Origin of the sequence: Devosia sp., assembly GCF_030689745.1 — a bacterium.
GTDB classification, from domain to species: Bacteria; Pseudomonadota; Alphaproteobacteria; order Rhizobiales; family Devosiaceae; genus Devosia; species Devosia alba.
In genome coordinates this window covers 1-13,936 of record NZ_JAUYGL010000212.1, presented here as the reverse complement: position 1 = coordinate 13,936, position 13,936 = coordinate 1, and the positions used below count along the sequence as shown (strand labels likewise).

Annotated in this window: 11 protein-coding genes; 9 read left to right on the top strand and 2 right to left on the bottom strand. The window is 63.8% G+C overall.

Annotation, left to right across the window (positions count from 1 at the left end; translation table 11 throughout):
* Window positions 1-69: 69 nt before the first annotated feature.
* The 3 genes from Q8O80_RS18325 to Q8O80_RS18315 all read left to right on the top strand — a co-directional run bounded on the left by Q8O80_RS18325 (window position 70) and on the right by Q8O80_RS18315 (window position 1,898).
* Complete coding sequence (locus tag Q8O80_RS18325) at window positions 70-1,041, top strand: acetylxylan esterase (RefSeq protein WP_305581936.1); 972 nt, start codon at window positions 70-72, stop codon at window positions 1,039-1,041.
* A gap of 90 nt (window positions 1,042-1,131) precedes the next feature.
* Window positions 1,132-1,623 carry a ferritin-like domain-containing protein gene (locus Q8O80_RS18320; protein WP_305581934.1) on the top strand — a complete coding sequence of 164 codons (492 nt, stop codon included), beginning with the start codon at window positions 1,132-1,134 and terminating at the stop codon, window positions 1,621-1,623.
* 53 nt (window positions 1,624-1,676) lie between these two features.
* Window positions 1,677-1,898, top strand: coding sequence for a DUF2934 domain-containing protein (locus tag Q8O80_RS18315; RefSeq protein ID WP_305581932.1), 222 nt, complete (start codon window positions 1,677-1,679; stop codon window positions 1,896-1,898).
* Window positions 1,899-1,978: 80 nt separating this feature from the next.
* Here the strand turns inward: Q8O80_RS18315 and efp are convergent, their stop codons facing one another.
* Window positions 1,979-2,548 carry an elongation factor P gene (efp, locus tag Q8O80_RS18310; RefSeq protein ID WP_305581930.1) on the bottom strand — a complete coding sequence of 190 codons (570 nt, stop codon included), beginning with the start codon at window positions 2,546-2,548 and terminating at the stop codon, window positions 1,979-1,981.
* A 126-nt stretch (window positions 2,549-2,674) separates the two neighbouring features.
* On the opposite strand from efp, the gene epmA reads away from it, so the two are divergent.
* The 3 genes from epmA (at window position 2,675) to Q8O80_RS18295 (ending at window position 5,962) form a co-directional block, all read left to right on the top strand.
* Complete coding sequence (gene epmA / locus Q8O80_RS18305) at window positions 2,675-3,733, top strand: EF-P lysine aminoacylase EpmA (RefSeq protein ID WP_305581928.1); 1,059 nt, start codon at window positions 2,675-2,677, stop codon at window positions 3,731-3,733.
* Between the two features lie 64 nt (window positions 3,734-3,797).
* Window positions 3,798-4,841 carry a lysine-2,3-aminomutase-like protein gene (locus tag Q8O80_RS18300; protein WP_305581926.1) on the top strand — a complete coding sequence of 348 codons (1,044 nt, stop codon included), beginning with the start codon at window positions 3,798-3,800 and terminating at the stop codon, window positions 4,839-4,841.
* An 86-nt stretch (window positions 4,842-4,927) separates the two neighbouring features.
* Window positions 4,928-5,962, top strand: coding sequence for an Ldh family oxidoreductase (locus Q8O80_RS18295; protein WP_305581924.1), 1,035 nt, complete (start codon window positions 4,928-4,930; stop codon window positions 5,960-5,962).
* Window positions 5,963-6,063: 101 nt separating this feature from the next.
* Here Q8O80_RS18295 and Q8O80_RS18290 read toward each other — a convergent pair whose 3' ends face one another.
* On the bottom strand, window positions 6,064-6,840 hold the full coding sequence (locus tag Q8O80_RS18290) for an SDR family NAD(P)-dependent oxidoreductase (RefSeq protein ID WP_305581922.1): 777 nt from the start codon (window positions 6,838-6,840) through the stop codon (window positions 6,064-6,066).
* Window positions 6,841-7,205: 365 nt separating this feature from the next.
* Here Q8O80_RS18290 and Q8O80_RS18285 point away from each other — a divergent pair, with 365 nt between their 5' ends.
* From Q8O80_RS18285 to Q8O80_RS18275, 3 genes are all read left to right on the top strand, one after another.
* A complete protein-coding gene (locus Q8O80_RS18285; protein ID WP_305581920.1) occupies window positions 7,206-9,086 on the top strand; it encodes an autotransporter assembly complex family protein in 1,881 nt (626 codons plus the stop codon).
* Entirely contained in the window at window positions 9,086-13,414 is a 4,329-nt protein-coding gene (locus Q8O80_RS18280; protein WP_305581918.1) for a translocation/assembly module TamB domain-containing protein, read from the top strand. The genes Q8O80_RS18285 and Q8O80_RS18280 overlap by 1 nt, the downstream gene beginning before the upstream one ends.
* 25 nt (window positions 13,415-13,439) lie before the next feature.
* Window positions 13,440-13,936 (top strand): class I SAM-dependent methyltransferase (locus tag Q8O80_RS18275; RefSeq protein WP_305581916.1); only part of this gene is annotated, 497 nt, incomplete at its 3' end.

Here is a 13,936-nt window from a genome sequence, read left to right as displayed (position 1 = left end):
GAAGGATCGATCTGGTATGGTAGGGGCGGTCGGTGCATGGTGCCGATCATGTGAATTGTGGGGTATGCAATGCCGTTTCCTGATCTGATCCAACCTGAACTTGGCGCCTATACCAGCGGGGTGCCGACGCCCGAGGATTTTTCGACATTCTGGCAGAGCACGCTGGCCGACGCGCGGGCGATCGGCGGCGCGGTGAGTATGGTGCCGGTGGCGACAACGCTAAAGGCTGTCGAGGCTTTTGATGTGACATTTCCCGGCTTTGGCGGGCATCCTATCAGGGGCTGGCTGGTGCTGCCGACCCAGCGCAGCGGAAAACTGCCGCTGGTGGTGCACTATCTGGGCTATGGCGGCGGGCGGGGATTTCCGCACGAGCAATTGCACTGGGCGGCCTCGGGCTACGCCTATTTCCGCATGGATTCGCGCGGGCAGGGCAGTGGCTGGAGCATGGGTGAGACGGCCGATCCGGTCGGATCGACCGCTTCCGGCCCGGGCGTGATGACCAAGGGCGTGCTGGACAAGAACGACTACTACTATCGGCGGCTGTTCACCGATGGCGTGCGGGCAATCGATGCGCTGGTGGCGCAGGATTTTGTTGATGCCGAGCGTATCGCGGTGTGCGGCGGCAGCCAGGGTGGCGGCATTGCATTGGCGGTGGCCGGGATTGATGGCCGGGTCAAGGCGGTGATGCCCGACGTGCCGTTCCTGTGCGATTATCCGCGGGCGGTGGCCAAGGCGCTGCGCGACCCCTATGGCGAGATCGTGCGCTTTCTGGCCCAGCATCGCGACAAGAAAAACCAGGTGTTTGAGACGCTACGCTATTTTGACGGCGTGTGCTTTGCGCGGCAGGCCAGGGCTGCAGCGCTGTTCTCCGTGGCGCTGATGGACGAGACCTGCCCGCCCTCAACCGTCTACGGCGCATTCAATGCCTATGCCGGGTCGGACAAGACCATAGTGGAATATGAGTTCAACAATCATGAGGGCGGCGGGCCATTTCAGGACCGGGCGCAAATGAACTGGCTGAGCCAGCGTTTTCATCCTTGAGGGTAGCGACAAGAGCGAGATTGCCGGGAACCCGGAGCGATCTGGCACGTTCTCCGGCCAGCGTCGTAACCCCTGCATGGAGACAAGCACATGGCTACCGAAAAGACTCTCAATGACCTGTTTCTTGATACGCTCAAGGACATCTACTATGCCGAACGCCAGATCGTGAAGACCTTGCCGAAAATGGCCAAGGCCGCCAGCTCTCCCGAGCTCAAGGCAGGCTTCGAGAAGCATCTCGAAGAGACCCATGGCCAGGTTGAACGCCTCGAGCAGATCTTCGAAATGCTGGGCAAGGCGCCGCGCGGCAAGACCTGTGATGCCATTTTGGGCATCATCGATGAAGGCAAGGAGATCATGGAAGAGTACAAGGGCACCGTGGCGCTGGATGCCGGTCTGGTGTCGGCTGCCCAGGCGGTGGAACACTATGAGATTGCCCGCTATGGCACGCTCAAGACCTGGGCCGGCCAGTTGGGCATGGCGGACGCCGTCAAGTTGCTCGATGCTACGCTCCAGGAAGAAATGGCCACCGACAAGACGCTGAGCCAGTTGGCCACCAGCGACGTCAATCAGAAGGCAGCCTAACCGCATTGGGCGTGGGCCCCTTGGTTCGCGCCCAGTCTGGCACTGGCGAGACAATGCACGAGAACGCCGAACTGGCCGAGGCAATCCGGCGAACGGCATATTTTCTGTGGCAGCAGGAGGGCCAGCCGCATGGTCGCGCCCTCGATCATTGGCTGCGCGCCCAGCATATGCACCAGCGCCAAATGGCCTATGACCGCTGGCTGGCGGAAGGCACCCCTGTCGACCGCGCCGAGGCGCACTGGAATGCCGCGGCCGGGCGGATCGATGAGAGTTGAAAACGGGCCCAGATGGGCCCGTTTTTTGCGCACCTTGCGGCTATGAGCCCTGCGCGCTTGGCGAGAAGGCGGCCTGGCGATCAGTCCTTGGCGCGCTCGACATAGGAGTTATCTTCGGTGTTGATAACAATTCGGATGCCGGGGCCGATATGGGGCGGGACCATGCATTTCAGACCATTGGTGAGCAGAGCTGGCTTGTAGGACGAGGACGCCGTCTGGCCCTTGACCACCGGCTCGGTCTCGGCGATCTCGACGGTCATGCGCTGGGGCAGTTCCATTGACAGGGCGTTGCCTTCAAAGGTCTTGAGATGCACCTTCATGCCGTCGGTGAGATAGGCGGCCTGATCGCCGATCACGTCATCGCGGACGGTGATCTGCTCGAAGCTGACCGGCTCCATGAAGTGATGGCCTTCGCCATCGGAATACAGATAATCGTATTCGCGGTCATCGACATCGGCCTTCTCGACCATTTCGACGGTGCGCCAGCGGCCGACGACCTTCACGCCATCGGAAATGCGGCGCATGTTGACGTTGGTGATGGAGTTGCCCTTGCCGGGGTGGACGTTCTCTGCCGTCAGGACGACATGCAATGCGCCGTCCTGTTCGACGACATTGCCCTTGCGCAGCGAAGAGGCGATGACCTTGACCATTATTCTTCCTTGTTCGTAACGGAGGCGCGTCGTAGAGGCAGAGCCGTCCGCGCGCGGAAATGTACTTTCGTGCGCCAACTATCCTATCTTGGCGCAAATCTCCAGCCTTGCCGTCATAAAGGTCCCATGAGCTCACCCCACCCCCTGTCAGCCTCGCCCTGGTGGACCCCGTCGGTACATGCGGATCGGCGGCCGATCCTTGTGGCGCGCAACCGGATCGAGGCGGCGGTGCGGGGCTATCTGGCGGCCGAGGCGTTTTTGCTGGTAGATCCGCCGGGGCTGCAGCGCTCGCCGGGCAATGAGGCCCATCTGCATGCATTCGGCACCCAGATGATCGGCAATGACGGTGTGGGGCAGACAATGTATCTGCACACCTCGCCGGAATTCAGCATGAAAAAGCTCCTGGCGGCGGGTGAGACGCGGATTGCCAGCCTGGGCCATGTGTGGCGCAATCGCGAGCGCAGCGCGCTGCACCACCCTGAATTTACCCTGCTGGAATGGTACCGGGCCGGGGATAGCTATGAGGCGATCATCGCCGATTGCGTGGCCCTGTTGCGGCTGGCGGCGGTGACCACCGGGGTCAAGGCACTGATCTACAAGAAGCGGCGCTGTGACCCTTTCGCGCAACCGGAACGGTTGAGCGTGGTGGAGGCCTTTGCGCGCTATGCGGGGATTGATCTGTTCGCCAGCATGGATGGCGAGGGGGTAACGGATGGCAAGGAGCTGGCGCGGCAGATGGCGGCGCTGGGTATGGCGGTGCCGGCGGATACCAGTTGGAGCTATCTGTTCAGCCTGATTCTGACCGAGAAAGTGGAGCCGCACCTGGGCATGGGGGCGATCACCGTGCTTGACCGCTATCCGGCCGCCGAGGCGGCACTGGCGCGGCGGGCGCCCGATGACCGGCGCGTCAGCGAGCGGTTCGAGCTCTATGCCTGCGGCGTGGAACTGGCCAACGGGTTTGGCGAATTGACCGATGCCGATGAGCAGCGCCGAAGGTTTGTCGCCGAGATGGATGAAAAACAACGGATCTATGGCGAGCGCTATCCGATTGACGAGGATTTTCTGAGGGCGCTGGCATTGATGCCGCAAGCCAGTGGCGTGGCGCTGGGCTTTGACCGGCTGGTGATGCTGGCGACGGCGGCGCCCAGGATCGAGGCGGTGCTGTGGGCGCCGGTGGCGGAATGACGGCTCGGCGCGCGATCAGATCTTCCCTCAGGGGAGAGGTGCCGCTCCGTGGGGAGGCCAAAAGGTGCACATAAGGACCGTAGAAGGGCTGGTGGCGGCTGGGCTGGTGGATGACGATGCCGCGCTCGATGCGGTGGCGGCGAAGTACGTCATCGGGATCACGCCGGCGGTACTGGCGCTGATCGATGCCAATGACCCCAATGATCCGATGGCGCGGCAGTTCGTGCCGACGCCAGCCGAACTGGAGACGACGCTGGAGGAGCGTGCTGACCCGATCGGCGATCTCAGCCATTCTCCGGTGGAGGGGATTGTGCATCGCTATCCCGACCGGGTGCTGCTCAAGGCGGTGCACGTGTGTCCGGTCTACTGCCGGTTCTGCTTCCGTCGCGAAATGGTGGGGCCGCAGGGGCTGGGCACGCTGACACCGGCACAACTGGATGCAGCGGTGGACTATATCGCCAGCCATGACGATATCTGGGAAGTGATCCTGACCGGCGGCGATCCGCTGGTGCTCTCGCCGCGGCGCTTGGCCGAGATGATGGCGCGGCTGGCCGGGATCGCCCATGTCAGGATCGTGCGCTTTCATACGCGGGTGCCCGTGGTGGAGCCAGAGCGGGTCGATGCGGCGATGATTGGGGCGCTCAAGGCCAGCGGCAAGACCACCTATCTGGCCGTGCATGCCAATCACCCGCGCGAATTTACCCCGGCAGCGCGGGCGGCGATGGCGCGCATTGCCGATGCCGGCATCGCGTTGGTCAGCCAATCGGTGCTGCTGGCCGGGGTCAATGACGACGTCGAGACGCTGGCGGCACTGATGCAGGGTTTTGTCGAGAACCGGGTGCAGCCCTATTATCTGCATCACCCAGATCTGGCGCCGGGGACCAGCCATTTCCGGGTCAGCATTGCCAAGGGGCAGGCGCTGGTCAGCGCGTTGCGCGGGCGGATTTCGGGCCTGTGCCAGCCGGTCTATGTCCTCGATATTCCGGGTGGGCATGGCAAGGCCGATATTGGTGCTGCGACAATCGTCGGAGACGAAGGGCACTACAGCGTGCGCGACTGGCAGGGTCAGACCCATCGCTATCCGCCCGAGGCGGACGACACGGTGTGAACTGCGGCTGGTTCGCGATCGGTTGACCCGAGCCCGAATGCCGCCATGACGTGGTGGATAGTTTAGCCGGCTTGAGGGAGACAGGCATGGAAGCACAGGTCACACGCTTTGCGGCAGAAGTGCTGGAAGGCAAGGTCGCAGCGGCATTGCGGGCGGCAGGGGCGAGCGAATCTTCGCTGGCGGCAGCCACCAGGGCCATGATGCATGCCTCGATGCTGGGCGTGGACAGCCATGGTGTGCGGCTGACCGAGCACTACTGCAACATGCTGGCGGGCGGGCGGCTGAACAAGGACCCGCAATTGGTGGTCGAGCAGCGCGGCTCTGGCAGCGCCATGGTGCATGGCGATGACGGGCTGGGCCATTATGCAGCCTACAAGGCGGTCGAGGTGGGGATCGCGCTGGCGCGGGAGGCCGGGGTGGGAGCGGTGGGAATCGATCATTCCTCCCATCTGGGGGCGGCAGGCGCCTATGCGCTGGCCGGAGCCGAGCAGGGTTTTGTGACCTTTGCCACTACCAATACCGATTCCATGGTGACGCTGTTTGACGGCGCGGCGCGGTTTCATGGCACCAATCCGCTGGCCTTTGCGGCGCCGGTGCCGGATAGCCAGCCCTGGCTGCTGGACATGGCGACCTCCTCGATCCCGATGAACCGGGTGCTGCTGCATCGCTCGCTGGGACTGGAATTGCCCGAAGGGGTGGCGGCGAACCAGCAGGGACTGCCGACCAGCGACCCGGAGTTTGCCGATATGCTGCTGCCGCTGGGCGGGGCGGATTATGGTTACAAGGGCGCCGGGCTGGCCGGGGTGGCAACGTTGTTTTCCGCCCTGCTGACCGGCACTACGCTGGATAGCGATTTCATCCCGATGTATGGCGGCGATGACAGGTCGACACCGCGCAATATGGGGCATTTCGTGCTGGTGGTTGACCCCGACAAGTTCGTCGGGCGTGAGATATTCGGCATGATGATAACGCGCTATCTGGCCAATCTGCGCGCCGCCCAGGTGCGTCCGGGTGGCGAGCGGGTGATGGCGCCGGGCGACCGGGAATGGGCCATCTTGGCGCAGCGGCAGGCCGAGGGCGTGCCGGCGGATCCCGATACAGCGCGGTTTCTGGGATTGTAGCGGCCTATGCGCCCGACCACGTGGTTTCCCTTGCACAACAAAAACCACGCGGTGGCAGATATGGGCAGAATCAGATGTCGCGGCTCCGGCTGCGTTTCAGATCAGTCTTCGCGATAGATGTCGAAGGGACCGAAGGCCTGGGTGGTGGCCATGACCTGCAGGCGGTTGACGTTGACATGGGCCGGCAGCGTGGTGCTCCAGAAGATGGTTTCGGCAATGTCTTCGGCGTTCATGGCCTTGGTGCCGGCATAGGGCTTGGCGGCCTTGTCTTCATCACCCTTGAAGCGGACCAGCGAGAACTCGGTTTCGGTGAGGCCCGGCTCGATATTGGTGACGCGCACATTCTTGCCCTGCAGGTCTGAACGCAGATTGAGGGCGAACTGCTTCACGAAGGCCTTGCTGGCGCCATAGACCGAACCACCGGGATAGGGATAATCGCCGGCGACCGACCCCAGCGTCACGATGTGACCGCCGCCGCGCTTGATCATGCCGGGCAGCAGGGCGCGCACGGTATAGGTCAAGCCGGTGATATTGGTGGCAATCATGGTCTCCCAGTCAGTGATGTCGGCCTCGGCGGCCGGCTGCAGGCCGAGTGCCAGACCGGCATTGGCCAGCACGATATTGACGCCGGCAAAGGGCGGCGGCAGGTCGGCAATGGCGGCCTCGATGGCCGCGCGATCCTGCACGTCGAGCGCGATGATGTGGCAGTTCTCGGCGCCCAGATCGATCTGCAGATCGACCAGACGATCCCAGCGGCGGCCAGTGGCGATCACCTTGCCACCGGCGGCGGCATAGCGCCGCGCGGCAGCTTCGCCAAAGCCGGAAGTGGCCCCGGTGATGAAAACGACGAAGCGGCTGGCATCAAGCAGCTGGTACATGGCTATGTCCTGGGAATAAACGATCGTGCCGCAGGTTGGACCGCCGAGACGGGCGTCGTCAACAGGGGGGCTGGCCGCTCTCGGCGCTGAAGGGCGGGTGGCGCCGCTGAGGCGAGAATAGCGGGCGCTGGGGAGGCCACATTGATCACGATTTGGATCAAATGCAGCCAGAGCTTGTGCGCCGGGCGGCAGACGTTAAAATGGCCGGGAAAACGCGGGCAGGTGGACGGGTCGGAACGGGCAGGGATTGCTTAACGCAATCTTGTGATCGCTGTGACATTCTGGACTTCTGCCTTTCTGGTTGTAGCGTAATTGGCGGGATGAGTTCACTGCGTAGAGCGCGTCGAGTATTGAGTTTTTGCGCCATGTGCGTGGCAGCCAGCGCATTGGGCATGGCTGGTGCGCCCGTTGCTGCGTTTGAAATTTTTGGCCTCAAGCTGTTTGAAGACCCCAATGCGGTGGATGCGACAGCAGTGATTGCCGACCCGCAGCCCTATAGCGTGGTGGTGGCGGTGAATGGGGATGGGGCGCTGGACGATGTGGTGCGCAATGCCTCCGCGCTGGTGGCCGATGCCGATCAGCCGGCGTCAGGCGCGGCGGGGCTGCTGGCCAAGGCGCGCGGCGATTATCGCCGTATTGTCGCCGCTCTCTATGGCGAAGGCTATTATGGCGGTGTGGTGAGCATTCGCGTCGGCGGGCAGGAAGCGGCCAAGCTGGCGCCGGATGTCGATCTGCCCGATCCGGTGGATGTGGTGCTCAGCGTCGAGCCCGGTCCGCTGTTCCGCTTCAGCAGCGTCACTATCGCCAATTCGGCACCCCTCACCAGTGATCCTGATGACTTTGTGCCGCCGCCGGAAAGCCGCGGGCTGAACCGCGGCGAAATTGCCAGATCGGGCGCCATCATCAAGGCTGAAGCGCTGGCGCTGGAGGCCTGGCGGCAGCAGGGTTTTGCCAAGGCGGTGATCGCCAGCCGCGATGTGGTGGCTGATCATGCCAATTCAACGGTGGAAGTGACCATCACGGTCAATCCCGGCCGGCAGGCGGCGTTTGGCGCGGTAACGGTCAGCGGCACCGAGCGGATGGATCCCGAGTTCGTGCGGCGCCAGACGGGATTGGTGGTCGGCGAGGAATATGATCCCGATGCCGTGACGCGGGCGCAGAAGCGGCTGGACCGGCTCGAAGTGTTTCGGGCTGCCCGGCTGGAAGCGGCTGAATCGATCGGCAGTGACGGGCTGTTGCCCTATGGCCTGATCGTGCAGGAACTGCCGGGCGCGCGCTTTGGCGTGGGCGCCAATTATTCGAGCCTTGACGGGCTGGGCGTGGAGGCGTTCCACCTGTGGCGCAATCTGTTCGGCCAGGCCGAGCGGCTGCGGCTCGATGCAAGGGTGGCCAGCATTGCCTATCCGGTCGACACGGCGCAGTTCGACTATTTCTTTGGTGGCACCTTCACCAAGCCCGGCATCATTACGCCCGACACAGATCTGGTGGCGGCGATATCGGCCGAACGGACAATTTACCCGACCTATACCGAGACCTCGGCGAATGGCAAAGTCGGGCTGACCCACATTTATTCCGACGAGATAACCTTCGAGGGCGGCGCCACGCTGCAGCGCAGTTGGTTTGAGGATGCGTTCGGGTCGCGCGATTTTACCACGGCCGGTCTCTATACGGGGGCGACACTGGATTTCCGCGATGATGCGGTCGACGCCACCAGTGGCTGGTACGCCAAAGCCAGTCTTGAGCCCTTCTACGAGTTCAAATTTGCCAATCCCGGCGCCAGGGTCACCCTTGAGGGGCGGACCTATTTTGGCTTTGGCGAGGACGAGCCATTCGTGCTGGCGGGCCGCATCAAAGCCGGGGCGGTGGTCGGACCGAGCCTGGCGGAAATTTCGCCCGACAAGCTGTTCTTTGCCGGGGGCGGCGGCTCGGTGCGCGGCTATGGCTACAAATCGATCGGTGTTGATGATGGTGCGGGCAAGGTGACCGGAGGGCGCTATCTGCTGGAAGCCTCGCTGGAGGCGCGCGCCAAGGTGACAGAGACCATTGGCGTGGTCGGTTTCATCGATGGCGGCTATGTGGCGGCAGATGTGTTTCCCGGGCTTGATGAATTGCGGATCGGTGCGGGCGCGGGTCTGCGCTATTATACCAGTCTGGGACCATTGCGGCTCGATGTGGCGGTTCCTCTCAACAAGAAGCCGGGCGACGCCAATTATGCCGTCTATGTCGGCATCGGGCAGGCGTTCTGATGCGGCGCTTACTTGTCATACTGCTGTTGCTGGTCGGGCTCGGCGTGCCCGCCACCCTGCTGGCGCAGGACGTGCTGAGCATGAGCGAGGAACAGCAGAAGGACTGGTTGACCAGCTTTGTGCAGGATCAGCTGTCGACGCCCGAGCGGCAGATCCGGCTCTCCAATATTGATGGGGCGCTGGGCTCGGATGTGTCGGTGCGCGAGATCACCATTTCGGATGCCGAGGGGGTCTGGCTGCGGGTCAACAATGCGCAGTTGAACTGGAACCAGGGAGCACTGTTCCTGGGTCGGCTGGAAGTGCGCACACTGAGTGCCGACAGCATCGAGTATATCCGCAATGCAGTGCCCAATGACGATTTGGACCTGCCGCCAGCGGAAGCAGGCAGTTTTACGGTGCCGGAGTTTCCGGTCGCGATCCAGCTCGATCAGTTGAGTGTGCCCAAGGTCAGCTTTGGCGAAGGCGTATTTGGTCTGGGCTCGGAAGTGTCGGTGGACGGGGCGTTCAGTCTTGATGGCGGCAATCTGAACACCAATCTGGATATTGTCCGGCTCGATGGGCCGGGCGGCACCCTCAATCTCGATCTGGCCTATACAAGGGGCGATAACAGTATCGATCTGGGTCTGGCGCTGGTGGAGCCCGCCGATGGCGTGCTCGCCAATCTGCTCAATATCGAGAACCGTCCCGCGGTAACGCTGACACTGGCGGGCACGGGTCCGGTGAGCGATCTGCGCACCACGCTGGAATTGCAGGCCAATGGCCAGACCGCGCTGGGCGGCGTGGCCACGGTGCGCCAGCAGGCCGATGGCTTCGCCATTGACGCCGATCTGCGCGGACCGCTGTCGACGCTGATGGCGGAGGCCTATCGCCCATTCTTTGGCCCGGAAACGGCACTGACCGCCCGGGCTCTGGTGCGCCAGGCGGGTGGCCTGTCGATCAGCGGACTCAAGCTGAGCGGCGGACAATTGCAGCTCGAAGCGGCGGCCGAGACGACAGCGGATAATTTCCTGCGCCAGTTGAGCCTGAATGCCATGGTGAGCGATCCGGCCGGTGGGACCGTGACGTTGCCGGTGCCGGGGGCCTCAACGCGGGTCAATGCGGGCCAGTTGATGGTGGATTTTGGCGGCGCTGTGGGCGGCGCGGCGCCGCAGAACTGGCGCGCCAATCTCAATGTCAGCGGCTTTGCGCAGCCGGGGCTGAGTGCCGATGCGCTGGTGCTGACCGTGGATGGGGTGGCGACGGCACTGGATGATCCGGCCAGCCGCATGGTGACCTTCAATGGCGATGGCGCGTTGAGCGGCATCTCGGCTGATCCGGGGATCGAAGCGGCGCTGGGCGATGAAATAGGGGTCGGCATCGCCGGGGTATATAAGGCCGGGCAGCCGGTACAGCTGGCGCAATTGCGCGTGGTTGGCGCGGCGCTGACGGCGGCCTTGTCCGGGCAACTGGATGGGCTGGATTTCACTGGCGACATCGGGCTGGATACCTCCAGCATCGCGCCGTTCTCCGGACTGGCCGGGCGTAGCCTGTCGGGTGGGCTGGCGCTAAAGGCCAATGGCAGCATCAAGCCACTGACCGGCGGGTTTGACCTGACGCTGGACGGTACCGGGCGCGATCTGCGGATCGACGACGAAATTGCCGATGGGCTCCTGGCAGGCGAGGTCAAACTGTCGGGACGGGTAGCACGTGACACGACCGGGCTGACGGCGGACCAGTTCGCCATTGCCAATACGCAGATGCAGTTGCTGGCGGACGGCACCTATTCCAGCACGCTGGCCGATTTTGCCTTCGATCTCGACCTCAGTGATTTGGCCCTGCTGTCTGACCAGGCCAGCGGCCCGCTCAGGGTGGTAGGCACGGCCAAGGGTGCGGACGACGTGATCGGGCTGGACTTGCAGGCCAGTGTGGCCAGTGGCCAGCTGGTGGATCGCCCATTGCGCAACGGCACGCTGGGTTTTGCCGGGCAATATGCCGGCGACCAGTTGAGCGGCAAGATTGCCGGCGCGGCAGAACTGGACGGCCATCGCACCACGCTGGCGGCCGATGTCGCTGTGACGCCATCCGAACAGGCGCTGGACAATATTGATTTTCAGGCTGCCGGGACGCGGATCAGTGGCGGGCTGACCCGGACCATGCTGACCGGGCTGATCAATGGCGGGCTGAGCGTGGTGTCGCCGGATGTGTCGGTGGCGGCCGCGCTGGCCCTGCTCGATGCTTCGGGCGCGATCAATGCCGAGGTCAAACTGACCCCGGTCGATGCCAAACAGAGTGCCAGCCTGCGCAGCGATGTGCGGGCGCTGAGTGTGAATGATATCAGGATCGGCGCGGCCGATATCAGCGCCAGCGTGGCCGATCTGTTCGGCGTGCCGGCAATCAACGGAACGATCAACGCCAGCGCCGTCTCGGCGGCGGGCATCGATATCGAGACGCTGAATGCCCGGGCAACGCAGACGGGCGAGACGACGGCGTTTGATGCGCAGGCGGCGCTGGCGACCGGCACCGATATCGATCTCGCCGGATCGCTGACCCCGGTCGAGCAAGGCTATCGGCTGGCGCTGGACCGCGCCCAGTTGCAGCAGGGGACGCTGTCGGCACGGCTGGCCCAGCCCAGTGTATTGCAGGTTGTGGGGTCGGACGTGACGCTGGATTCGGTGCGGTTTGATGTCGGCTCGGGCTCGATTACGGCCAGCGGCTCGGCAGGCGACGTGCTGGATATCGTTCTCGACATCACCGCGCTCCCGCTGTCGATCGCCAATGCGGTGGCGCCCGATCTGGGTCTGGCGGGCACGCTGAGCGGGCAGGCGCAGATCGCGGGAAGTAGCGCCGATCCGCAGGTGAGTTTTACCGCTCAGGCGCAGGGAGTTGCCGCGACAGCAATCAACCCATTTGGCATTACCCCGCTCAGCGTGAACGCTGCTGGCAGCTTTGCTGATGGCACTGCCACCCTAGCGTCGTTCAGTGCCGACGGGGCGGGCGGATTGACGATCAACGGGTCCGGTACGGTGCCGCTGAGTGGCAATGGGCTCAATGTTGCCGTGACCGGCTCGGCGCCACTGGTGCTGGCCAACCGGTTTGTTGCCGATCGTGGCGGCCAGATGACCGGCCTGATTACACTGGATGCGCAGGTGAGTGGTAGCCTGAGCAACCCGCAATTCGGCGGCCGGGTCTCAACCAGCGGGGCTGGCTATATCGATCCTGAACTGAATGTGCGGCTGCAGGGGATTGCCGGCTCGGCGCGCCTCGATGGCGACCGGCTGGTCATCGAGCAATTGTCGACCAATCTGGCGCGGGGCGGCTCGGCTTCGGCCTCCGGCTCAGTCGGGCTGAGTGGCGGGTTCCCGGCGGATCTGCGGGTGGCGCTCAATGCGGTGCGCTATGCCGATGGCAATCTGTTTGTGGCGACCGTATCGGGCGATCTGGCGCTGACCGGCAATCTGACCGGCTCGCCACTGCTGGCCGGCACGGTACAGGTGGAGCGGGCCAATATCACGGTGCCGGAGAATTTCGGCGGTGGCGCCGTTCTGATCGATGTCGAGCATATCCATGAGCCCGCCGCGGTGGCGCAGACACTGGTGCGTGCCAAGATTGACGACAGAAGCGGTGCGCCGATCCCGCAGCAGCGACCGAGCGGGGTGGTGCTCGATATCACGGTGAACGCGCCCAACCAGATTTTCGTGCGCGGCCGCGGGCTGGATGCCGAATTGGGCGGTTCAGTGCGGATCACCGGGCCGATCGGCGATATCCAGCCGGTAGGTGCGTTCTCGCTCAATCGGGGCCGATTGGCGATCCTGGGCCAGCGGGTGACCTTTGACAGCGGTACGGTGACACTGGTGGGCGATCTGGACCCGGTGCTGAACCTGGTGGCGCGCACCGAGGGTGAGGGTATTACCGTGTTCGTCACCGTTTCGGGCCGTGCTTCCAATATTGATGTGAGCTTCAGTTCGAGCCCGGCCCTGCCGCAGGACGAAGTGCTCAGCCAGCTGATCTTCAAGCGCTCGATCAGCGATTTGTCGCCGCTGCAGCTGGCCAAGCTGGCCGGAGCGGCCGCCGAACTGGTGGGTGGCGGGAGCGGCAATGGGCTGGTGGACAATCTGCGCAGCGCCGCCGGGCTGGACGATCTCGATATCGTCACCGACAGCCAGGGCAATGTGGCGGTGCAGGCGGGTACCTATCTGCAGGACAATGTATATCTGGGCGTGCAGGCCGGGGCTGGCGGGCAAAGCAAGGTGACGATCAACCTTGATGTCACCAGCGACCTCAAGCTGACCGGGTCGGCGGCACAGGATGGCGATTCCAGCGTCGGCGTCTATTACGAGCGGGATTATTAGGCCAGCACGGTCAGTCGAGGGCATGATGAGCTTTTGGGATGAACGGTATGACCGGCCTGACTATGTCTTTGGCGAGGCCCCCAACGCCTTTCTGGCTGCCAATGCGCACCGGTTGAAGGGCTATCAGACAGCGCTGGCGGTGGCCGATGGCGAGGGGCGCAACGGGGTGTTTCTGGCCGAGCAGGGGCTGGACGTGCTGGCGATTGATGCCTCGCCGGTCGGGCTGGTCAAGGCTGACCAGCTGGCCAGGAAACGTGGCGTGCGGCTGACCACGCATTGCCTGGACATTGGCAGCTATGACTGGCCGGCGGCGCAGTTCGACGTGGTGGTGGCGATTTTTGTCCAGTTTGCCCCGCCGGCGCTGCGCGACGCGATGTTCGCCGGCATGGTGCGGACGCTCAAACCGGGCGGGTTGCTGTTGCTCGAAGGCTACCGGCCCGAACAATTGGCGCATGGCACGGGCGGGCCGCCGCAGGCTGAAAATCTCTATACCGAGGCCTTGCTGCGCGCGCAGTTCGCCGA